The organism is Staphylococcus sp. OJ82 (assembly GCF_000294465.1).
Lineage (GTDB): Bacteria > Bacillota > Bacilli > Staphylococcales > Staphylococcaceae > Staphylococcus > Staphylococcus equorum.
The window spans coordinates 33646-57296 of the sequence record NZ_ALPU01000004.1 but is presented as its reverse complement, the minus strand read 5'-3'; the positions used below and the strand labels follow the sequence as shown (position 1 = coordinate 57296).

Below are 23651 nucleotides of genomic sequence, written 5' to 3'. Positions count from 1 at the left end.
AAATCCCCCTCGTTCTGTATTAGTTATATTTTGCTCTTTCGCCACCAATTTTCTTAGGTCTTGAAGAAGCGATTGTAACAACTGCCTCACCAATCTGTTTAACACTTGTACGTTCTGGAATGGCTACATGCGCAATATGCATGCCAATTAATGTTTGACCAATATCAATACCTTTTGGCACTATTATTCGTTCAACAACCATTGGATCTTGCATATGTTGGTAAGCATAAGTTGCTAAGCTACCACCTGCATGAACATCTGGTATTACAGACACTTCTTCCATCGTAAGGGGGTTGAACTTAGACCTTTCAATTGTTATTGCTCTGTTAATATGTTCACAGCCTTGAAATACAAAAGAAACATTTGTATCATTCTCAATTTGCTTTAATGCTTCAAATATTTCTTGTGCTACATCCATAGAACCTACACTACCTATACGCTCACCAATTACTTCGGATGTAGAACAACCAATCACACATAATTCATTTGCTTTAAAGAAAGATTTAGTCTTTAATTCATTTAACAATAACTTTAGATCTTCCATTCTCCCACCCCTTTTAAAATAATGATTTTAAAAAAGTATTTAAACACCTCAATGCTATGAGACATACAAGATTAGACGATAGCAATTTTGCTATACGTATTTTATTATAACGTATTTAGCTACTCACTCATACTAATTTAACAAAATTATTACTTTAATATTTTATTTTTTAAAGTATCTATCAACAAATTTAATTCATTATATATTTTATTATAATCATATAACGATCCACCATATGGATCAGTGATTTCTCCTTCTCGTTGAACATATTCATTGATAGTAAAAATTTTCTCTGTCTCTCCATATACTTGTTGTATCGTTTCTTTGTGAGATTGTGACATTGTTAATATTAAATCTGCATTTAAATCCTCTGCTGTAAAACGTTTAGCATTACTAGGTGATGGTAAATGATGTTCATTTATAATACTTAGTGTATTCTGAGACGTAGGCTGACCATCTTGAGCAAAAACACCTCGTGATTCTATGATATATTCAGGCATTTTCGCTTTGGCAATACTTTCAGCCATCGGACTTCTACACGTATTACCAGTACAAACAAATATTATTCTCATAGTTGGTCTCCTTTAACAATAGTTTGACTTGCAGCTTTCATCATTCTATTCATAATCGCTATGGTATGGTCAGTAATATCAAAACCATAAATATATGCTGTTTTAATTTGTTCATCTTGATCAATATGATGCAATATTTTATAAAGGTTATGATTTGCCCCTTTAATATCATTTTCATTTTTACATAATTCTATAAAAATAGACTCGTCAGGCACGAAATCTCGCTTATCACTTGGAACGATAAATGCTGTTTGGCTCCAATCTTTTTCTTCTGAAGGCTTTATATTGAATGCTTGAACAATTTGTAACGGTGTATCTGGCGCATAATGTTTATATTTCATCCCTGGTGCAATTGGCTTATCGCTATCCAAAGTCTTTCTTGTAGATACACTATGAGGTAACACCGCTTCAATCATCGGTTTCGTAATTGAACCAGGTCTAGCAATTCTAAATGGAAACTGTGTGCAATCTAATACAGTGCTTTCCAACCCTTCTTCACTTTGATCACCATTTACCATACCATTAATACGACCATTTAAATCTGAATAAACGTGTTCAAATGTTGTAGGTGACGGTCTACCACTTAAATTTGCGCTCGGTGCTGCTATGGGTATATCTACGAATTGCAAAATTTGTCTGCCGATTGAATGACTTGGCATTCTAACAGCAATTGATGATAAACCACCACTTACACTTTCACACAAATATCCCTTTTTAATCGGTAATATAAAAGAAATTGGTCCAGGCCAAAAATGCTTCATCAATAATTTAATTTCGTCTGTTATATCATGTGTAAAATGCTCTATTTGTTTTAAATCATGTATATGCACAATCAACGGGTTATCTGAAGGTCTACCTTTCGCTTCATATATCTTTTTGATCGCTTCTGCATTTCTCGCATCTGCACCAAGACCATATACTGTTTCCGTTGGTATTGCAATCAAGCCTCCTTGTTCGAAGATGTGCTTGATTTCATTTATATCCGGAAATTGATTGATTTCATTTTTATACTGTCGTAAATCCCAAATCTTCGTTTCCATTTAGCCCCGCCCTTTCTTCTCATGATTTTATTTTAGAATAAAATAAAAAGTTATGCACTCTCATGATTTATCATGTTCAGTACATAACTTCTTATTACCACTCGAAAGAAATAATTCTATCGTTATTATTAATATCTTTTATAATTTGAACATCTAATGAAGGATATTTAGATTGTATTTTTTGCTTCAATGTTTGACCTTGTTTATAACCAATTTCAAAAACGACCTTTGCATTCGGCAGAAGTACTTTTGGCAATTGGTTTAATATTGCATCATAAACCTTATACCCATTATCTTCTGCAAATAATGCAGAATGTGGTTCATATTTCAATACTGTGTCATCCATCAGTACAGCCTCATTATCATCAATATAAGGCGGGTTAGAAATTAGACCATTCACTTTTATACCTCTTTCTATTAAAGGTGCTAATGCATCACCCTGCAAAAAGTTAATATCTACTTGATGGCTAAGGGCATTTTCTTGTGCTACGGCTAATACTGTAGCATATAAATCTGTAGCATAGACAGTTAATGATCGATTCATCTTTTTTAGTATAATTGGAATATTACCACTACCTGTACCAATATCAACAATTGTATCATCAGAATGAATCTCGTTATAAAAGTGTAACATGACTTCCTCAGTTTCAGGTCTAGGTATTAAACAATCTTCAGTCACCTTGAATGTCTCACCGTAAAATGATTGGCTTCCAACAATATACTGAATCGGTTCACCTTTTAACATTCTAACTTCAGCGTCGTTATATAATTCTAAATGTATGTCCGACATTACCTCATCCTTATGCATCAAATAATCCGCTTTACTCCATTGCAATAAATCTAACATTAACCATTCTGCTCGAGTCGTTTCAATATCTAGTTCAATGCATTTCATTTTTGCATTAGAAAGTCGTGTTTTATAATTCACCATTGTTAAGTTCTTTCAATTTATCAGTTTGTTCAGCTAAAGTTAATGCATCTATCACTTCGTCTAATTTTCCTTCCATAACTTGATCTAACTTCTGAATCGTTAAACCAATACGGTGGTCAGTCACTCGACTTTGAGGATAATTATACGTTCTAATACGTTCTGAACGATCACCAGAACCTACTGCTGATTTACGTTGGGCAGCATATTTTTGTTGCTCTTCTTGTAATTTCATATCAAATAAACGTGCTTTCAAAACTTTCATAGCTTTTTCACGGTTTTGAATTTGTGATTTTTCTGAAGACGTAGCAATGATTCCGGTCGGCACATGTGTGATACGTACAGCTGAATCCGTAGTATTGACATGTTGTCCACCCGCACCACTAGAGCGGTAAGTATCTACTTTAATATCTTCATTTCGCACTTCAATTTCTACATCTTCAACTTCTGGTAATACTGCAACTGTAGCAGTCGATGTATGAATACGTCCACCTGACTCGGTCTCAGGTACACGTTGTACACGATGGGCGCCATTTTCATATTTCAACTTACTGTAAGCACCTGATCCTGAAATTGAAAAACTGATTTCTTTATAACCACCATGGTCACTTTCAGCGGCTTCTACAATTTCTGTTTTATAACGTTGTGCTTCAGCGTATTTAGAATACATTCTAAATAAGTTCCCAGCAAAAATTGCAGCTTCATCTCCACCAGCAGCAGCACGTATTTCCACGATAACGTCTTTCTCATCGTTAGGATCTTTTGGAATAAGTAAAAATTTAAGATTTTCTTCTAGTTTCGGAACTTGATTGTTAAGTGATTGGTGTTCTTCTTTTAACATTTCAATTTCATCACTGTCTTTTGTTTCTTTTAACATTTCTTCTATTTCAACAATGTCTTCTTTGACTTGTTTATAATTACGGTATACTTCTACAGTTTTTTGTAGATCTGATTGTTCTTTTGAATATTTTCTTAAGTTATCTGGATCACTTACTACATCTGGATCACTTAATAATTCATTTAATTGTTCATATCTTTCTTCTACGATATCTAATTGATCAAACACTACATTTCCTCCTTCATATTATTACTTGGTGCAACAATATGATGCGCTCTGCATCTTGGTTCATAACTTTCATTTGCACCAACTAATATAACTGGATCATCTATTTTTGCTGGGTTACCATCAATCAACCTTTGTGTGCGGCTTGAAGATGCACCACAAACAGCACAAACAGCTTGTAGTTTAGTCACTTCTTCACTTACTGCTAGTAGGTGTGGTATAGGTTCAAACGGTTCCCCTCGGAAATCCATATCTAGTCCCGCTGTAATGACTCTATGGCCTTTTTTGGCTAATTGTTCAACAATATTAACTACACCTTCTTCAAAAAACTGCACTTCATCGATGCCTATAACATCTGTATCTGACAAATCGTGCTTAAGTATTTCAGCCGCTGTTGAAATATTAATTGCTTCAATAGCGTTGCCATTATGAGAAACAATCTTATCTTTATGATAGCGGTCATCTATAGCCGGTTTAAATACAACTACTTTTTGCTTAGCATAAAGGCCTCGTCTTAATCGACGAATTAACTCTTCAGATTTACCACTAAACATGCTTCCAGTAATACATTCAATCCACCCGGAATGATAAGTTTCATACATTATGCGTTCCACCTTTTTCAAAACATAATCGATTCATTATAGCATATTTTTTTAATTGAAATATGCTATTTCTTCAAGATATTGAGTTATTTTTATGTATAAAAACTATTAAAACTGTAATATTCTCAATTAGAGACTTATATTTCTAAAAACAAAAAGGCATTCTCATATAATGAGAATGCCTTATAACAACGATTACTCGTCGCTTGATTTGATTCCGAATTTTTTGTTGAAACGTTCCACACGGCCATCCGCAGCAGCGAATTTTTGGCGTCCTGTGTAGAATGGATGTGAATCAGATGAAACGTCTAAACGAATAACTGGGTATTCGTTGCCATCTTCCCATTCCATAGTCTCTTTTGAAGATTTTGTTGAACCACTTAGGAATTTAAAATTCGTAGTTGTATCTAAAAAGATTACACTGTGATATTCAGGATGAATATTTTTTCTCATTATTTTCAGCTCCTTTGCCCTGAACCATCTGGAACAGAGTTGTTTGTGAGTTTTTACCCAATACTTGATAATTATAATTGCTTTAAAACCAAAACGCAACCCTAAATCATATATTAGCTTGATAACACTTTGCTAATTTCAACTTAAATAATTGGTTTACCTGTTTTAGTGCTTTCTTTAGCAGCCTTTTGTAATTGTTCAAAAAATTCTTGGTTATTTTCTGTACGTTTTAATTTGCGTACAAATCTTTCTGTAAAATCAATTGAATCTGTAAACATATTACGTAATTGCCATAATGATTCTAAATCTTTTGGAGAAATAAGTAGTTCTTCTTTACGCGTTGAACTACGACCGATATCAATAGCTGGAAATACTCGGCGCTCTGCCAATTTACGATCTAGGTGTAATTCCATGTTACCCGTTCCTTTAAATTCTTCGTAAATCATATCGTCCATACGTGATCCTGTATCAACTAACGCTGTAGCTAGTATCGTCATACTGCCACCAGCTTCAATATTTCTTGCAGCTCCGAAAAATGCTTTTGGCTTGTGTAATGACGCAGGGTCTAAACCACCAGACAATGTGCGTCCACTTGGTGGTATGACAAGGTTGTATGCGCGAGCTAACCTTGTAATTGAATCCATTAAAATAATGACATCTTTTCCTACTTCAACAAGTCTTTTTGCACGTTCTAATAAAAGTTCTGCAACTTTAACATGGTGTTGTGGTGGCTCATCAAATGTAGAGTGCACAACTTCAGCAGATTCAACAGAACGTTCAATATCTGTTACTTCTTCTGGACGTTCTCCGACTAATAATACAAATAATTCTGCATCTGGTTTGTTGATAGCAATAGCGTTAGCAATCTCTTTTAATAGAGATGTTTTACCTGCTTTTGGTGGTGCAACAATAAGTCCACGTTGGCCCAAACCAATTGGCGTAATTAAATCCATAATACGAGTCGAAAAATTTTGCTTCGTTGTTTCTAAAACGATTCGTTCTTCAGGATATAATGGCGTTAACGCTTGAAAGTGAGGTCTTTTTTTAACTTCTTCTGCATTCTCGTCGTTAACAAAATCAACTTGTAGCAAACCATAATACTTTTCATTATCCTTTGGTTTTCTTACTTTACCAGTAACTTTATCGCCGCGTTTGATTTCAAAACGTCGTATTTGACTGGCAGAGATATAAATATCTTTTTCACCTTTTGAATAATTAACTGTTCTAAGGAAACCATAGCCATCTTGTTGGATGTCATCTAATACACCCTCCATATAATAGTTACCGTCTTTTTCCATTTGCGCTTCCATAATTGCAAGAACAAGTTCTTTTTTATTAAGTTTACTATAATTTGTTAGTTTTAGAGATTTTGCTTTTTGAGTGAGATCTTTTGTAGTGTAATTTTTGTATAATTCGTGGAACGATTCATACTGAGGTGATGTTCGTACTTTATCAGGCATTATCTTGCACCCATTTCATAAATAAGTTTTTAAATAACGCAACGTACTACGCTACTTACTTTTATAACTATAGCAAATTTCTTATTTAATTACAAAATGTATTTCAGTTTTTATAAATTATAAAAGCAAGACAGTTAAACTGCCTTGCTTTTATAATTTATTTAATTACTGCTAAACTTTATTATTTATAATAGCCAGCAATGGACTTAACTTCTAGGAATTCTTCGATACCGTAGTCGCCCCATTCGCGTCCAATACCAGATTGTTTATAACCACCAAATGGTAAGTCCGATTTACGGCCAGCTTCATTAATTTCTACTGTACCAGCTTCAATTGAACGTGCTACTTTGTGTAATGTGTCTTTATCATTACCGTATACATATCCAGCTAAGCCATATTTAGTATCATTTGCAATTTTAATTGCTTCATCTAAATCATTGTAAGTGATAATTGACATCACTGGGCCAAAAATTTCTTCTTGCGCGATTGTCATACTATTATCAACATTATTAAATATTGTTGGGCGAGCAAAGTAACCTTTTTCTAAGCCTTCAGGTTTGCCAGGTCCACCATAGAATAATTCTGCACCTTCTTCAATACCTTTATCGATATATGATTGTACTTGGTCAAATTGTTTTTTACTAATGATTGGACCAACTTGAGTGCCTTCTTCGCGTGGATCACCGACTTTAACTTGACTGAATTTTTCTTTTACAGCTGTTAAGAATTCTTCTTTTAGACTTGCTGGTACTAATGTTCTAGTACCTGCTGTACAAACTTGACCAGTATTGCTAACAACTTTACCAGTTGCTGCACTTGCTGCACCATCAATATCTGAATCATCTAAAATAATATATGGTGATTTACCGCCCAATTCAAGTGACACTTTTTTGAAATCTTCAGCTGCTTTTTTCATAATGCTTGAACCAGTTGGACCAGAGCCAGTGAACGACATCATTCTTACTTTCGGATGTTCACTTAATGGATTACCTACACCTTGTCCATCACCATTCACTAAGTTAAACACACCTTTTGGCACGCCTACCTTATCAAAAATTTCAGCCAAAATAATTGCGGCGAATGGTGTCTCTTCAGATGGTTTTAATACGACTGGACTTCCTGCTGCAAAAGCGGCAGATAATTTCAATGAAGTTTGATTCGTTGGGAAATTCCAAGGTGTGATTAAGCCAGAAACACCAATAGCTTCCTTCACAACTAAATCATCACCACGACGTTCTTCAAATTCAAAATTATCTAATGCATCACGTGCTGCTTCAAAGTGATCTAGTCCCATTTGATAATGTACTTTTTCTGATACTGATAAAGGCGCACCTAATTCGTCTGTAATTGCCTCTATAAGATCATCTTTTCTATTTTTATATTCTTGTACTATTTTATCTAATAATGTTCTTCTTTCTTCTATTGAGCTGTGTCTAAATTCTAGATACACATTTTCTGCAGCGTCTACTGCCTTATCAACATCTTCTTTATTACCTTTCGCAATTGTACCTGCTACTTCTTCTGTCGCTGGATTAATAACTTCTAGTGTTTCTCCACTAGTGCTTTCAATCCATTCTCCGTTAATATATTGTTTAGTGAAATTTCTCATCAATAATTCACTCCCTAATTTGTGTTGATAATTATATTTTAACCGAGATTCTGTATTTTTAAACATTAATGCTCACGTTATATGACGACAAACGTTGTTATTAAGCGTTTTCTAATCATTTCACATTAATAATTAGTCCCAACAAAAACCTTGAACCTCACAATTTATAAGCTAAAAAAAATATATATTTTCTTTTTTTAAAAACAAAAAAAGAAGTCTATGACATGTCATAGACTTCTTCTCTTATTATAACGCTTTAAATCTTCGTTCATAGACATTGATATTATTGATTTTCAAGTTCAATAAAATCTTGCGCCCACTTTTCCATTGGTACTAATGCTGCCGCTAGTGCATCACCTTTATCCGTAAGTTGGTATAATATGTTCATCGGGCTTGTAGATACTATTTTTTTCTCTACAAGACCCCATTCACTTAGGTCTGTTAATTTTATACTAAGTGCACGTGGTGTAATTGTTTTCAAATCACGTTTCATATCCGAAAAATGAGCAGATTTTTCTGGACACCTAGACAAATAATTAATAATTAGACCATTCCAACTTCTACCTACTATTTTAAAGGTCTCTTCAAGATAAGGGCAAACCTCCATGGTCATCACCTCATATCGTTTTTATTCTATAATCTGAGTTACTAAAATATATTTCAAGTACTTAGTATATTTAGTATACCACATTTTCTAAATTTCTTCAGTCCAAATATCTGCACCTAATGATTCTAAAGTACTCACAATATTAGTGTAGCCACGATAAATATGTTTTACGTTGTAAATTGTAGTAACACCTTCTGCTAAAAGTCCTGCAACAATAAGACATGCGCCTGCTCGTAGGTCACTCGCATATACTTCTGCTCCTGTTAATTTAGATGGCTTAATAGTTGCCGTACCATCATCTGCATTGATATTGGCACCCATGTTTTTTAATTCATCAACGTGTCTAAAACGCGCTGGGTATATTGTTTCAGTCACAAAGGATACACCATCTGCCATAAATAATAGCGGTGTAATAGGTTGTTGTAAGTCTGTAGCAAATCCAGGATAAACTAAAGTTTTAATGTCGACGCTTGCATAAGGCGCACTACGTTTAATTTTAGCACTATCATCGCCAACTTGAATATCCACGCCTAATTCTTTTAACTTTACAGTTAATGGTTCAACATGTGTTGGGATAATATTATTAATTTGAATATCCTCACCACAAGCTGCAGCTATACACATATACGTACCAGCTTCTATTCTATCTGGAATAACTTGATGATGAGAACCGTGAAGACGATCCACACCATTAATCTTAATCGTACTTGTACCTCCACCTTTTATATCTGCACCTAGACCAATTAAATACGTTGCTACGTCTACAACTTCTGGTTCTTTAGCTGCGTTTTCAATGACAGTATGCCCTTCAGCTCGTACAGCTGCAAGCATAATATTAATTGTTGCACCAACGCTCACAATATCTAAAAATATATTTGCACCAGTTAATTTGTCAGCTTCAATTTTCATAGAAGTCTCACTTGATTCATCAATCTTCGCGCCTAAAGCTTTAAAACCTTTGATATGTTGATCAATAGGTCTTGGTCCTAATGGACAACCTCCAGGTAAACCAATGACACATTTTTTAAATCTACCTAACATTGCACCCATCATATAATAAGAGGCACGTAAAGACTCGACTTTATTATTAGGTAATGGTGCATTTTCAATGTCAGTAGGGTCGACCTTTAATGTCATACCATCTAATTCTGTTTTAATATTTAAATCCCCTAATAGACTAACCAATGTTTCTACATCAGAAATTTCTGGAAGACCTTCAATTGTTACTTTATCTTCAGCCAGGATTGCTGCAGGTATAATTGCTACTGCACTGTTTTTAGCACCGTGGATATCCACTTCACCTTTAAGTGTTTGTCCACCTCTAATTTTTATCACTTCTTGAGCCATTCGCTTGTTCTCCTTTGACTTTCAATCATTATTTGCATTATAAATTACTTTTTCCAGTTTGCAAAGTACATCAGTCTACTAAAACTTTTTAAAATTAAAATTAAGTGATGCAAGTTACATATAAATTATTTACTATAGTTTTTATTTCCCATTATTTTTGTTTTAAATCATAATTATATATATTTTGTTTGAGATTTATGTAAATAGTTTGGATTTAATAATAACCTCTTTACCAAACGATAGCAATTATAACATAAAAAAATAAGACTGGGACATAATTACATGTCTCAGTCTCATTTGTAATATAGATTAAATTATTTTGCTCGGTTAGATGTACCAAACTCTTTAATTTTACCAATAACTGTTGCTTTGATTGCTTCACGTGCTGGTCCTAAATATTTACGAGGATCATATACTTCTTTATCTTTGTCTAAAGCTTCACGTACTGCTTTAGCAGAAGTGATTTGGTTTTCTGTATTAACGTTAATTTTTGCTGTGCCGAAAGGAATAGCTTTTTGGATATCTGTAGTTGGGATACCAGTACCACCGTGTAATACTAACGGTAATCCTGTAGAAGCACCAATTTCTTCCATTTCTTTAAATCCTAATTTAGGTTCACCTTTATATGGTCCGTGTACTGAACCTAATGCTGGTGCTAATGTATCAATGCCTGTTCTTTCAACAAGTTCTTGACACTCTTTAGGATCTGCATAGATAACACCTTCAGCGATAATATCGTCTTCTTGTCCGCCTACAGTACCTAATTCAGCTTCAACTGATACGCCATGTTCATGCGCATATTCAACTACTTTTGAAGTGATTTCAACGTTGTCTTCAAATGAACCATGAGAAGCATCGATCATTACTGATGTAAATCCAGCATCAATTGCTTCTTTACATTTTTCAAAGCTTGAACCGTGGTCTAAGTGGATTGCAACAGGGACAGTGATTTCTTTGTCGTGCATTAACCCTTCAACCATTTTAACTACCGTGTAGAAACCACCCATATAGCGAGCAGCACCTTCAGACACACCTAAAATAACTGGAGCATTCTCTTCTTGTGAAGCTTCTAAGATAGCTTGTGTAAATTCTAAGTTATTTAAGTTGTATTGACCAACTGCGTAACCATTTTCTTTTGCGTCTATTAACATTTCTTTCATTGAAACTAAAGGCATGAAAGTTCCTCCTTGGTGCTTTAAGCACATATTTTTACAATCTAATTATATCAAAATTAGAAACCTTTTGCATTCTTCTAAACAATTGTAAGCGTTTTTAATTGTTTTTTTCTTTTTAAAACCTTAAAAATAGACATTTTTCTTCTAATTTTTGTAAATTTGTTATACTATACATCTTATTTTACAGTAATTATAAAAATATAATTATGAAATCGTTTGAATCAAATAACACGAATTTTGAAACCTTTATAAAAAATTCAATTATCGTTAATGTATAATGACATTTAACAATTAAGGATATAAAAAAGACGCATTGCTAACTGTAACCTTTAATTACTTAGCTAACATGCGTCATTTTTATTTTATTTAGATTGTTTATTTTTTAAAGAAGCTTCAATAAACGCTTTGAAAATTGGTTGTGGACGGTTAGGTCTTGATAAAAATTCAGGATGGAATTGACAAGCTACGAAAAAGTCATTTTCAGGAATTTCCACCATTTCAATTAAGCGACCATCAGGGCTCGTACCTGAGAATACCATACCGTTTGCTTCTAATTGTTCTCTATATTCATTGTTAAATTCATAACGATGACGATGTCTTTCTTCAATATCAGTTTCATTATAAATTGAGTGTGCTAATGTACCCTCTTTAATATGGCAAGGATAAAGTCCTAAACGTAACGTACCGCCTAAATCTTCAATATCTTTTTGTTCAGGTAGTAAATCAATAATTGGATACGGCGTTTTTGGATCTAATTCTGCTGAATGTGCACCTTCAAGGTTAAGTACATTTCTAGCAAATTCAACTGTTGCTAATTGCATACCTAGACAGATACCAAAGTACGGTACGTTATTTTCACGTGCATATTTAATCGCAGAAATTTTTCCTTCACTTGCACGGAATCCAAATCCACCTGGGACTAAAATACCATCTACATCTGATAATATTTCTGACACATTATCATCTGTCACTTCACTAGAATCAATCCATCTTACTTCAATATCTTTTTTAAATGGATAACCTGCATGTTTTAATGATTCAACAACCGATAAATAAGCATCTTGAAGACTTACATATTTACCAACTAAACCAATTGTCACTTTGCCATCTAAATTATTCACTGTGTCTAGTAAATATTGCCATTCATCTAACTGTGTTTCGTATTTTGGATTAAGTTCTAAACGATCAATCACTATGTTTTCCATATCTTGTTTGCTTAACTGTAAAGGAATTTCATATAGTGATTCTGCATCACGACATTCGATTACACTTGCTTTGTCGATATCACAGAATAAAGCGATTTTATCTTTTAAATCTTGTGTTAATTCATATTCTGTACGAACCACAATCAAATCAGGCTGAATACCTAAACCGCGTAATTCTTTTACGCTATGTTGTGTTGGTTTCGTTTTCATTTCTCCAGCAGCTTTAATATACGGTAATAATGTACAGTGTACATACATTACATTTTCGCGACCTAAGTCACTGCGAATTTGTCTAATAGCTTCAATAAATGGTAATGATTCTATATCCCCTGTTGTTCCACCGATTTCAGTAATAACAACATCAGCATTTGTGCTTTCTCCTGCTAAAAGTAAACGTTCTTTAATTTCATTTGTGATATGCGGGATAACTTGTACTGTTCCTCCTAAATAATCACCACGACGTTCTTTCTTCAATACGTGAGAATACACTTTACCAGCTGTAACATTAGAATATTTATTTAAGTTAATATCTATAAATCGTTCATAGTGTCCTAAGTCTAAGTCTGTCTCTGCACCATCATCAGTAACAAAAACTTCACCATGTTGATATGGACTCATCGTTCCAGGATCTACGTTTAAATATGGATCGAATTTTTGGATTGTTACTTTTAGCCCTCTATCTTTTAATAGTCTTCCTAAAGATGCTGCTGTGATACCTTTTCCTAATGAAGAAACAACTCCACCAGTTACAAAAATAAATTTTGTCATGTTCTGCCTCCTAGTTATTAAAACAGTTTTTTCAATCAATACCGATATTGACATCGAATTTTTAAAATCAATTGCTTAATTTTTTGTGTAATAGCGTGTTTTACATATTATAATTATCATTTATTATTTTCATATGTATAAATTATTGCTCTAAGCAATTACCTAATTTCAAAGAATTCATAAATTTTTTATAGTCATTTAAATAAAAAAATCGCTCCCTCTCACATCGTTGTAAGGGGGAGCGTATAATATTTATACACGTCGTCCTAATTAAAGGAGCCCGAATAAAATTTTATCATTTTCACGAGAAAAGTCAATTAAATCTCAAATAATTATTTTTCAGTTTCTTCCTCGGCTTCTTCGTCTTCATCTTCTTCTTCGTCTTCATCATCAAAGTCTTCATCATCTTCATCAATAACAATGCCTTCTTCTTCAACTTCGTCTTCTTTTGGTTCTTCAGGATCATTCAAAGTTTCTTGGTCATCAGTTACAGCTGGGATGTCATCATCGTCATCAGTTTCATCTTCACCAAGTAATTTTAAATTTTTATCTTCTTCTGGGTCATCATCCAATATATCGAATTTTTGAATTGTTGGCGCAATTTTTTCTTCAATATCATCTACTGAATACCAATCACGTAATCCCCAGATATTTTCTCCAACGTTTAAAAAACGACCGTCAGTATTTAAGTCTGTATAGAATTGTACAATTCTATGTTCTACTTCATGGTCTTCATAATGTCCAAGTGCTTTAAATTCATCGATGATATCGTATAAATTCATAGTACTATTTTTTTCATTTAATAGCGTATAGGCCATATCGATAAATGATTTCTCATCAACCATTTCTTTTGTATAATCTTGAATTCTCATTATTTATTCTTCCTTTCAAAGGCATTTATCCAAATCCGTACTAAGTTCATCTTAAGTAATAATAACAAATGTAAATTATAAATGACAATTTGTGATTTCGCAATCTCTATTAATAATTTATATGCTTTTCAAATACTTTAAAATCATCCGCAGACTCGATTTCAACAAAGTTACTATTGATACATAACGGTTTTAATTCATTATTCTCACCATATAGTGTAATTGTCAACAGACTGACATCATCAAAATACTTTCTGATATATGTAGAAAGTTGTCTCAAAGCACTTTCCGCAATACCATTGTGTCTTTTTGATTTATTAACCTCTACAGAAGAAATATTCATACGTTGTTCATGTTTTTCTACTGCAATAAACCCTACTTTGTTTCCATCTTTAAATAAATCAATAATATGAATGTTGAACGGCACATCTTCCGTATTTGGCTTTAATTTCAATGATGATACATGGTTTGAATCTAAGTCTAAATAATATAATCTTTCTTTTCCTAGTGGTCCTTCTTCTTTAGTTGCAGTGTGCATGAAACCTGCACGTTCATAAACATTCCAAGCACTCTCATTTTCCGCATCAACGACTAAATATAAGTGGTTGAAATCTGGAAATAAAGATTGAACATATTGTGGAAGATACATCATCATTTTAGTACCATAACCATAACCTTGAAAATTTTGGTTAACAGATAGTGATCTAACATAAATCACTTGTTTTGGTGTATCGTAGCCTTCATGTTGATAATACTGATGCAAAACGAAAAATCCTACAACTTCCCCTTTTTTATTTAATGCGATGTTTGCAATTCTATCTTTATCGTGCAACGCATCTTCTAAAACATCACTCGGCAAAGATGAATAAATTTGTTGGCGTTCATTCAATTTAAAATTATAAAGTGCATCTTTATATTTATCTTCATACACTTGAACTGTAATTCCTTCAAATTGTTTTTTAATAAACATATCCTATCCCCTATTTAAAACTTAGTAATTATTTATTAATACCACTTTCTAACTAATTATAACCTATATTAAACCGTTTAGTTTAAAAAGCAATTCATGAGCCAATTCACACCAAATTGATCTTTAACTTGACCATGCATAGCATTGAAAAATGTTTTTTCAAGCGGCATATGTGGATCACCTAATTTACTCAAAGCGTTATATACTTGTTGTTGCACTTCTAAATCGTCAAAGGTCAAAATAATATTAGTATTATCATTATGCCATTCTTTTCCGTATGTACTTGATATATGTAATATCACTGTTGCATTCACATGCAATTCTGTATGCAGTCGTAGTCCATTTGTTTCGTTTAATATTTTTTCTTCTCCACCAAACGCATTTTTATAAAAATTCACAGCTTCATCAACGTCGTCTACTTTAATAAACGGACTTAATTGCATCATAAAAGAACGCTCCTTTTAATTTCATATTTGATTTTCCCCTATTTTATTATAATATTAGTTATAATGTAAATTTATTTGGGGGGAAATAGAGATGAAGATTGGCATTGATGCTGGTGGAACTCTAATTAAGATAGTTCAAGACAATAACGGGGAACGTGTATACACAACAAAATCAACTACTGAAATTGATGATGTTATCTCATGGTTAAATCAACAAGATTGTGAAAGCATTAGTTTAACTGGTGGACAAGCTGCATTAATACAAGAACACTTGACTTGTCCTTCGCGTATTTTTGTCGAATTTGATGCGACTGCAAAAGGTTTAGAAATACTTTTAGTAGAACAAGAGCACTTATTAGATGATTACATCTTTACTAACGTCGGTACCGGCACTTCATTACACTTTTCAGACGGTAATCATCAACAACGTGTAGGTGGCGTTGGCGCAGGTGGCGGAATGATTCAAGGGCTTGGATATTTATTAACTGGTATTAAAGATTATAAACAATTAACTGATACAGCTCAAAATGGAAATAGAGAGATTATTGACTTGAAAGTTAAACATATTTATAAGGACAGTGAACCACCCATCTCAGGTGACCTTACAGCAGCAAACTTTGGCCATGTCCTACATAATTTGGATGCCAATTTTACAGATGCTGATAAATTAGCATCTGTTATAGGTGTTGTTGGGGAAGTTATTACCACAATGTCTATTACTGTTGCTAGAGAAAATAATACTGAAAATGTAGCTTATATTGGTTCATCTTTTCATAATAATGATTTATTAAAAAAAGTTGTTACAGATTATACAATACTTCGTGGGTTTAAACCTTATTATATTGAACATGGTGCATTCTCTGGTGCATTAGGTGCAATTCATTTATAAATATCAACATGAAAAAAGCAGCTTTCTACGTTTTTCAGTAGAAAACTGCTTTTACTAGTAATTCAAAATACAAATGTCCCAAATTTCTATCTATAGTTTCAAAACAACTCATCATAATTAATCATTATTCAAATAATATAAAAACAAAATACTAGCGCATTGAAACGCATTTAGAAATAATTAAAATGTAAGTTGGTCAATCACTTTTTGAGCAGATACAACTGTGCCTACAACACCAGATTTCAAGTCTATTGCTACAGCTTTATCATCATCTCGTAAATTATCTAACCATTCAGCGAATACTTCACCTTCGATTTCGATAATTTCACATTCTTCAAAGTCTTCGTCCCTTACCTTTTCAGCTCTACTTTTAATGCTCCAAACAGGCATGATCTGTGGTCTTTGATGTTCATCATCACTAATCAATATAAAATGCTTTTCTTTTTGATTAGATAAACCAAAGACTGCATCCTCTTTAGCAACATCATTTACAAATTCTTTCAAACGAATATTGTCTAAATCAGACATTAACTCATTTGTAATTTCTACAATATTAATCAATTCGCCATCTGTAGTACCAGTAGCATCAATGAGTACTTCTTCGCCTTCTTCAAATAAGTTATCCATTTCGTATGTTACAAAACGGTCTATATCAATTTTCTTTATATTGCTGTGGTCAATATTAAGCTTCTTCAAAAATGTTTCCGCTTTAGATTTTTCCGACCACGCACATACTACATTTTTTCCCAATACTTCATGTCTAATTAATTCTTTTGATTTTGTAGCTACGTAAAAGACTTCATTGACTAAAATTTCTTGGAAAAATGAATTTTGTTTATAAGACATCATAGCACCTTCAATTCATTTATAATATTTAACCATACTTAAAATATAAATGACTCTTATACTCTAGTCAATTAACGTCTAATGTAATTTACTAGAGAGATTCATTATATTTGTGAGTAGTTGTTCTATTTTTCTTCTAAATCATTTAAAAATTGTTGCTCCATTTTTTCCACATATGCTTCGTTTTCCCCATGCCATATGCAACCAAACCTTGATTTAACAACTTCATTATCAAACCAATCCCCATCATAATAAGATAACGGAAATAATACACCCATATTTACATACTTCATAATTGTGTTGAAAAATTTTGAATTATCTACATGTGACAAATAACTATAAAATTTATGATACCCTTCTTGAAGAAACGGTTCTAGCAATAACATACTTGTTGAGCCATTCTGTCTAAAATTCAAATCTATCGCAAAAATGTCATCGTTGCTATCTACCAAAAGGTCAAAACCAGCTATTCCAAAATAACCTTTCGAAACGCCGACTTCCATAATCTCTTTACCCGCTTGAATTACAGCATCAGGCACATCTTGTACATTTTCGTTACCATTATAATATCCATATTTATTGGTTAACTGTTCAGAAGTCCCAATATAACGCACACCAGTATACTTCGAATATGCATATTGAACACAATAATTTGCAACTGCTTCTACTTTTTGTTCGATAATCATCGTATCTGTTTCGTTTTTAGCATTTTCAATACGCAATTTTGCTTGTTCTAAATCAGCATCATTATAACAAATCATCACACCATACCCACCTGCTGTTGGTAGGTCGTCTCCAGGTTTCAATACAAATGGATACTCCCATTTTGCTACAGCTTCTACAAAATTATCTATATCAACAACTTCTCTTGTAGGTAGATATTTATGGTTTGTCCATTCTGGTATACGTGCTTTATTATTTAAAGCTACAAAAATATCCTTATCCAACGCGTAATACTTTTTATTCAAAATATCTTCACCATGAATGTATTGAAAGTAAACTTTTTTATAATCATGTGCCAAATCTTGTATCAATTGTTCATAGCTACTTTGATCTTGAAATTTAAGCGTATTGGTTGGCATAGCTTTACCAATTGCTTCAAATAGCATTTTTAATTTATCAGTTACACTTGCTTCGTGTACGATTACAGGCATCTCATTAGCAATAATCAGCTCTCTACCAGTCAAAAAATTAGATTGATGTACTTCGGGTTCCAACCAAGGATTCGATATATAAGACGGTCTAGAAGTATAAACAATATGCGAATCGTAAAGATCACTAAGTGTTAATGTAGGTCTTAGAGAGCTTTGATTTGTCATTTTTTGTGCCCCTTTGTATATTGATATTGTTCGATGATTTCTTCAAACAATGGTTTATTTTCTATGAGTTCTTGCCCCATTAAAGCGAGAATTTTCGCACCTCTAATTAATGCTTGATCACCATGGGTACTACCTGCTGCTTCACGGAAACGATGTGTATGACCAACTAAATTTCGTGAACCAATTTTGATATGAGGATGAATCGTTGGTATACAATGACTGACATTCCCAGTATCTGTAGAACCATATCCAAAATCATCATCTATAACTGCTTCACCCATTTCAGTGGCATATTTCGCAAATAAGTCATCTAATTTAGACGTTTTAATAAATTCATTAACCCCATTTTGTATTGGTCCAAATTCAAAATCACAATCTGTTTGTAGTGCTGCACCTTTTGCTATCTGTCCAACCCGCTCAGTCAAAACATCTAGCTCTTTTCGAGACGTAGCTCTCGTATAAAAACGCGCATGTGTAAAATCAGGTATAATATTCGCTGCTTTACCACCATCAAGTATTACACCATGCACACGTTGGCGTCTTTTAATGTGTTGTCTTAATTGCGCTATCCCATTAAAATAAGAAATCATCGCATCTAAAGCATTTCTCGCTTCATCTGCGTTTTCAGATGCATGCGTACTTTTACCATAAAATTTTATATCTAAAACATCGACAGCCAATGTATCAATCGTTCGATATGTTTCATTTCCAGGGTGGACCATGAGTGCAATATCCAACTCATCTATAACACCTGCTTTAACATAAGTCGCTTTAGCACTGCCATTTTCACCGCCTTCTTCTGCAGGACATCCTAAGACAATAATTTTACCACCAATCTTATCAATCACTTGTTTCAATGCAGTACCCGCTAATACACTCGCAGTACCTATAATATTATGACCACAAGCATGTCCTAAACCTGGCAAGGCATCGTATTCTGCTAAAAATCCAATCGTGGGCCCTTCTATACCTGAGTCATATCGTGCAATAAATCCTGTTGCATGTCCTGCTATATCAGTTTCCACATCAAAATCATGTGCTATTAGATCCTCAATCAAAGTTCTCGAAGCAAAAATCTCTTCATTTCCTAATTCTGGTCTTTGGTGTATCTGATGACTTATCTCTAAGTATTTATGATTTTCATTTTCTATATAATCTAAAATAATTTGTTTTTTCTCCATCGTTTGCACTCTACCTCCTGAATTACCAAAACACTTTCAACTTCCATACACTATGCATTAAGTAATTTTATAGATAACACCACATATCATGCTAAATATTTATATCGTGTTTAATTATTATTTATTCTATCGGGTTTCTCGTCTTCTGTCATTCCTTTTCTGAATTTTAAATAAATTAGTATTTTAGCACTTTGTATTTATACCCGTTTCAGAAATTGTAAATACATTGCGGTCTTGTTACAATTAACTTACTTATAAATTAGGAGGATATGACATGCCAAAAATGAACGTTGAAAGCTTCAATTTAGATCATACGATAGTATCTGCACCATTTGTCAGACTAGCTGGTAAAATGGAGGGCGCTAACGGTGATGTTATTCATAAATATGATATCCGTTTCAAACAGCCAAACAAAGAGCATATGGAAATGCCTGGTTTACACTCTTTAGAACATTTAATGGCAGAGAATATTAGAAATCATTCAGATAAAGTAGTTGATATTAGCCCAATGGGTTGTCAAACTGGCTTCTATGTTTCATTCATTAACCATGATGATTATGAAGATGTCTTAAACATCATCGAACAAACAATCAATGATGTATTAAACGCTACAGAAGTACCTGCTTGTAACGAAGTACAATGTGGCTGGGCAGCAAGTCATTCTCTTGAAGGCGCTAAAGAAATTGCACAAACTTTCTTAGATCAAAAATCAGTATGGCAAGATGTATACGGAGAAAACAAATAATCATACTAACCAATAATTATCTTAAGATAACTGTGAGTTCATTTATTCCTAACTTAATTATATTGCATAAAAAAGTGGCTGTTAGATTTCCAATAAGGATACTAACAGCCACTTTCTTTATTTAATTGATTATAGCTTACTAATCATTTTTATCATGATAAATTGTAATGGTAAACGGCCATACAAAGCCCATTTAGGTAATTGCTTACCAGCTAGTGGTAAATTTTTACGTGCCATATAAATATTAGCTGGGAATACAGCCCATAAAAAAGCATTTATCGTTTTTTTCAAACATGTTGAAGGCTGCTTGATTAATAATAATAAACCAAACACGATTTCAAACACACCTGTGATTAAAACTGCAGCTTTTCTAAATGGTAAATATTCAGGTACAATATTTCTGAAATTTTCTTCATCTTTAAAATGAAGCACGCCAGCTACGCTAAAACCAATGCCAAATAAAATTCTAATTATTTTCTTCATTACTCAATGCCCATTTCTTTTAAATAGCTTCTTCCGTACTCTGGTAATTTCACATTAAAATTATCAGCAATCGTTGCACCTAGCGAACTAAATGTAGCATCTACCGATAATTCATGATATTCAGCAATTTTCGGACTAAACATTAAAACTGGAATATACTCTCTTGTATGATCTGTACCTTCAGCAGTTGGATCATTACCATGGTCAGCAGTGATAATTACTAAATCATCTTCTTGTAAATGCTCGATAAGTTCAGGTAAACGCTCATCAAAATCTTTAATCGCTTGTGCATAGCCTGCTTTATCACGACGATGTCCGTATAAGGCATCAAAATCCACAAGATTTAAAAAGCTTAGTCCATTAAAATCACGTTGTACTGTTTCTATTAATTTGTCCATACCGTCCATATTATCTTTTGTACGAACCGCTTCAGTCACACCTTCACCATCGAAAATGTCATTTATTTTTCCTAAGGCAATGACATCATAGCCACCATCTTGTAATTCATTCATAACTGTTCTGCCAAAAGGTTTTAAAGCATAGTCGTGTCTATTAGATGTCCTTTTAAAGGAACCTGGTTCACCAAGATAAGGTCTGGCAATAATTCTACCAATTAAATATTTTGGATCTTTGGTCAATTCTCTTACTTTTTCACAGATATCATAAAGTTCTTCTAACGGAATAATATCTTCATGGGCAGCAATTTGGAGAACTGGATCAGCTGAAGTGTAGACTATTAAGTCTCCAGTTTTCATTTGATGTTCGCCCCATTCATCTATAATTTGCGTTCCAGAAGCAGGACGATTAGCTACTACTTTACGACCAGTTATTGACTCAATTTCATCTATCAACTCTTTAGGGAACCCTTCAGGATATACTTTAAAAGGTTGCATGATATTTAAGCCCATAATTTCCCAATGCCCTGTCATTGTATCTTTACCAACAGAGGCTTCACTCATTTTAGTGTAAAAAGCTTGTGGTTTTGCTTCTTTTTCAATTACAGGTAGTGGTTCAATATTACCTAAACCTAATTTTTGAAGATTAGGTAATGACTGATTAAAATCTTCTAACGTGTGTTTTAATGTATGACTGCCTTCATCGTTAAAAGCTTTTGCATCAGGGCCTTCTCCTATGCCTACTGAGTCCATCACAATTAAGTGTACTCGTTTAAATGGTGTAGTCATTATCTCAACTCCTATTCAGTAATAATTTTATGAATCAATGTTGGTTCTGCACCTTGTTCACTTACTGTGATACTTTGGTTCAATTTCTCTATTACATCATCAACGTTTTCGCGATTACTGTGTATTGTTAATAGTGGTTCGCCTTCATCGACTCTGTCGCCTACTTTTTTATGCAGTACAAGACCAACACTTAAATCGATATCATCGTCTTTTGTTTGTCTACCTGCGCCTAACATCATCGAGGCAACGCCCATTTCATTCGCAACAATTTCAGTTACGAAACCAGATGATTCCGCTGGTAATGCTACTTGATATTTGGCTTGTGGTAATTTTGATACGTCGTCTACCACTGAGCCATCTCCATCTTGATTCTCTAAAAATGTTCTAAAACTTTCTAAAGCAGAACCATCTTGTATTGCTTTTTCTAACAATGCACGTGCTTCTTCTAAATCTTTTGCTTTGCCGCCCACTACAACCATTTGTGAACCCAAGGTCATTACAAGTTCAGTTAAGTCTTCAGGACCTTTACCTTGTAGTGTTTCAATCGCTTCTTTTACTTCTAAGGCATTACCTATAGCGTGTCCTAAAGGTTGACCCATATCTGAAATGATAGCCATTGTATTTCTACCTACATTATTACCGATGCTTACCATAGCATGTGCTAAAGCTTCAGCATCTTCAAGCGTCTTCATAAATGCGCCATTACCTGTCTTAACATCAAGCACAATTGCATCAGCACCTGCTGCAATTTTTTTACTCATAATTGATGAAGCGATAAGTGGAATAGAATTTACTGTACCAGTAACATCACGAAGACCGTACAATTTTTTATCTGCGGGTGTTAAATTACCAGTTTGTCCAATGACAGCAACTTTAGCTTCATTAACTAACTTAACGAATTTTTCTTCACTGATTTCAACATGGAAACCTTCAACTGATTCTAATTTATCAATCGTTCCGCCTGTATGTCCTAGTCCTCTTCCGCTCATTTTAGCTACAGGTACACCTACAGCTGCAACTAAAGGTGCAAGTACTAATGTAGTTGTATCTCCAACTCCACCAGTAGAATGCTTATCAACTTTAGTACCGTGAATATCTGATAAGTCAATAACGTCACCTGAATTAACCATTGCCATAGTTAACGCAGCTCTTTCTTCATCATTCATATCTTGAAAGAATACAGCCATCGCTAAACTAGAAGCTTGATAATCCGGTATTTCACCATTTGTATAACCAGTTATAAAAAATTCAATTTCCTCTTTCGTAAGTACTTGTCCGTCACGCTTTTTTTCAATAATATCTACCATTCTCATATGAGTTGGCCTCCCCTGTTTGTCTATCAT

General features: G+C 33.6%; 24 protein-coding genes. 2 read left to right on the top strand and 22 right to left on the bottom strand.

Annotation, left to right across the window (positions count from 1 at the left end; genetic code table 11):
• Window positions 1-19: 19 nt before the first annotated feature.
• The 16 genes from SOJ_RS05355 to SOJ_RS05280 all read right to left on the bottom strand — a co-directional run bounded on the left by SOJ_RS05355 (window position 20) and on the right by SOJ_RS05280 (window position 15661).
• On the bottom strand, window positions 20-544 hold the full coding sequence (locus SOJ_RS05355; RefSeq protein ID WP_002507070.1) for a TIGR01440 family protein: 525 nt from the start codon (window positions 542-544) through the stop codon (window positions 20-22).
• A gap of 149 nt (window positions 545-693) precedes the next feature.
• A complete protein-coding gene (locus SOJ_RS05350) occupies window positions 694-1116 on the bottom strand; it encodes a low molecular weight protein arginine phosphatase (RefSeq protein ID WP_002507069.1) in 423 nt (140 codons plus the stop codon).
• A complete protein-coding gene (locus SOJ_RS05345; protein ID WP_002507068.1) occupies window positions 1113-2156 on the bottom strand; it encodes an L-threonylcarbamoyladenylate synthase in 1044 nt (347 codons plus the stop codon). The genes SOJ_RS05350 and SOJ_RS05345 overlap by 4 nt, the downstream gene beginning before the upstream one ends.
• 94 nt (window positions 2157-2250) lie before the next feature.
• On the bottom strand, window positions 2251-3087 hold the full coding sequence (gene prmC / locus SOJ_RS05340; protein ID WP_037539467.1) for a peptide chain release factor N(5)-glutamine methyltransferase: 837 nt from the start codon (window positions 3085-3087) through the stop codon (window positions 2251-2253).
• Window positions 3074-4150 (bottom strand): peptide chain release factor 1, encoded by a 1077-nt coding sequence (prfA, locus tag SOJ_RS05335; protein WP_002507066.1) that lies wholly within the window; start codon window positions 4148-4150, stop codon window positions 3074-3076. Before prfA ends, prmC begins: the two co-directional genes overlap by 14 nt.
• On the bottom strand, window positions 4150-4749 hold the full coding sequence (locus SOJ_RS05330; RefSeq protein WP_002507065.1) for a thymidine kinase: 600 nt from the start codon (window positions 4747-4749) through the stop codon (window positions 4150-4152). Before SOJ_RS05330 ends, prfA begins: the two co-directional genes overlap by 1 nt.
• A 195-nt stretch (window positions 4750-4944) precedes the next feature.
• Window positions 4945-5202 (bottom strand): type B 50S ribosomal protein L31, encoded by a 258-nt coding sequence (locus tag SOJ_RS05325; protein WP_002507064.1) that lies wholly within the window; start codon window positions 5200-5202, stop codon window positions 4945-4947.
• A gap of 143 nt (window positions 5203-5345) precedes the next feature.
• Window positions 5346-6662, bottom strand: coding sequence for a transcription termination factor Rho (gene rho, locus SOJ_RS05320; protein WP_002507063.1), 1317 nt, complete (start codon window positions 6660-6662; stop codon window positions 5346-5348).
• A gap of 181 nt (window positions 6663-6843) precedes the next feature.
• The gene (locus SOJ_RS05315; protein WP_002507062.1) at window positions 6844-8271 is read right to left on the bottom strand and encodes an aldehyde dehydrogenase family protein; all 1428 of its coding nucleotides are present in this window, start codon (window positions 8269-8271) and stop codon (window positions 6844-6846) included.
• A 283-nt stretch (window positions 8272-8554) separates the two neighbouring features.
• Window positions 8555-8878: a winged helix-turn-helix transcriptional regulator gene (locus SOJ_RS05310; protein ID WP_002511426.1), complete on the bottom strand. Its 324-nt coding sequence runs from the start codon at window positions 8876-8878 to the stop codon at window positions 8555-8557.
• Between the two features lie 87 nt (window positions 8879-8965).
• The gene (locus SOJ_RS05305; RefSeq protein WP_002507060.1) at window positions 8966-10225 is read right to left on the bottom strand and encodes a UDP-N-acetylglucosamine 1-carboxyvinyltransferase; all 1260 of its coding nucleotides are present in this window, start codon (window positions 10223-10225) and stop codon (window positions 8966-8968) included.
• Window positions 10226-10539: 314 nt separating this feature from the next.
• Window positions 10540-11400 (bottom strand): class IIb fructose-bisphosphate aldolase FdaB, encoded by an 861-nt coding sequence (gene fdaB / locus SOJ_RS05300; RefSeq protein WP_002507059.1) that lies wholly within the window; start codon window positions 11398-11400, stop codon window positions 10540-10542.
• 362 nt (window positions 11401-11762) lie between these two features.
• Window positions 11763-13373 carry a CTP synthase gene (locus SOJ_RS05295; protein WP_002507058.1) on the bottom strand — a complete coding sequence of 537 codons (1611 nt, stop codon included), beginning with the start codon at window positions 13371-13373 and terminating at the stop codon, window positions 11763-11765.
• A 332-nt stretch (window positions 13374-13705) separates the two neighbouring features.
• A complete protein-coding gene (gene rpoE / locus SOJ_RS05290) occupies window positions 13706-14245 on the bottom strand; it encodes a DNA-directed RNA polymerase subunit delta (protein WP_002507057.1) in 540 nt (179 codons plus the stop codon).
• A 109-nt stretch (window positions 14246-14354) separates the two neighbouring features.
• Window positions 14355-15215, bottom strand: coding sequence for a GNAT family N-acetyltransferase (locus tag SOJ_RS05285; protein WP_002507056.1), 861 nt, complete (start codon window positions 15213-15215; stop codon window positions 14355-14357).
• A gap of 77 nt (window positions 15216-15292) precedes the next feature.
• Complete coding sequence (locus SOJ_RS05280; RefSeq protein WP_002507055.1) at window positions 15293-15661, bottom strand: VOC family protein; 369 nt, start codon at window positions 15659-15661, stop codon at window positions 15293-15295.
• A 91-nt stretch (window positions 15662-15752) separates the two neighbouring features.
• Here SOJ_RS05280 and coaW point away from each other — a divergent pair, with 91 nt between their 5' ends.
• Window positions 15753-16550 carry a type II pantothenate kinase gene (gene coaW / locus SOJ_RS05275; RefSeq protein ID WP_002507054.1) on the top strand — a complete coding sequence of 266 codons (798 nt, stop codon included), beginning with the start codon at window positions 15753-15755 and terminating at the stop codon, window positions 16548-16550.
• Window positions 16551-16730: 180 nt separating this feature from the next.
• Here coaW and SOJ_RS05270 read toward each other — a convergent pair whose 3' ends face one another.
• From SOJ_RS05270 to SOJ_RS05260, 3 genes are all read right to left on the bottom strand, one after another.
• Complete coding sequence (locus SOJ_RS05270) at window positions 16731-17396, bottom strand: DUF2750 domain-containing protein (protein ID WP_002507053.1); 666 nt, start codon at window positions 17394-17396, stop codon at window positions 16731-16733.
• A gap of 125 nt (window positions 17397-17521) precedes the next feature.
• The gene (ldmS, locus tag SOJ_RS05265; protein WP_002507052.1) at window positions 17522-18715 is read right to left on the bottom strand and encodes an L-aspartate--L-methionine ligase LdmS; all 1194 of its coding nucleotides are present in this window, start codon (window positions 18713-18715) and stop codon (window positions 17522-17524) included.
• Window positions 18712-19896 carry a M20 family metallopeptidase gene (locus SOJ_RS05260; protein WP_002511430.1) on the bottom strand — a complete coding sequence of 395 codons (1185 nt, stop codon included), beginning with the start codon at window positions 19894-19896 and terminating at the stop codon, window positions 18712-18714. Before SOJ_RS05260 ends, ldmS begins: the two co-directional genes overlap by 4 nt.
• 274 nt (window positions 19897-20170) lie before the next feature.
• Between SOJ_RS05260 and SOJ_RS05255 the strand changes: the two genes are divergently transcribed.
• Window positions 20171-20641 carry an S-ribosylhomocysteine lyase gene (locus SOJ_RS05255; RefSeq protein ID WP_002507050.1) on the top strand — a complete coding sequence of 157 codons (471 nt, stop codon included), beginning with the start codon at window positions 20171-20173 and terminating at the stop codon, window positions 20639-20641.
• A gap of 129 nt (window positions 20642-20770) precedes the next feature.
• Here the strand turns inward: SOJ_RS05255 and SOJ_RS05250 are convergent, their stop codons facing one another.
• Genes SOJ_RS05250 through SOJ_RS05240 form a run of 3 tightly spaced genes read right to left on the bottom strand, consistent with a single transcriptional unit; the run spans window position 20771 to window position 23621 of the window.
• On the bottom strand, window positions 20771-21124 hold the full coding sequence (locus SOJ_RS05250; RefSeq protein ID WP_002507049.1) for a DoxX family protein: 354 nt from the start codon (window positions 21122-21124) through the stop codon (window positions 20771-20773).
• The gene (gene deoB / locus SOJ_RS05245) at window positions 21124-22308 is read right to left on the bottom strand and encodes a phosphopentomutase (RefSeq protein ID WP_002507048.1); all 1185 of its coding nucleotides are present in this window, start codon (window positions 22306-22308) and stop codon (window positions 21124-21126) included. The genes SOJ_RS05250 and deoB overlap by 1 nt, the downstream gene beginning before the upstream one ends.
• 11 nt (window positions 22309-22319) lie before the next feature.
• The gene (locus SOJ_RS05240) at window positions 22320-23621 is read right to left on the bottom strand and encodes a pyrimidine-nucleoside phosphorylase (protein ID WP_002507047.1); all 1302 of its coding nucleotides are present in this window, start codon (window positions 23619-23621) and stop codon (window positions 22320-22322) included.
• Between the last annotated feature and the right edge of the window lie 30 nt (window positions 23622-23651).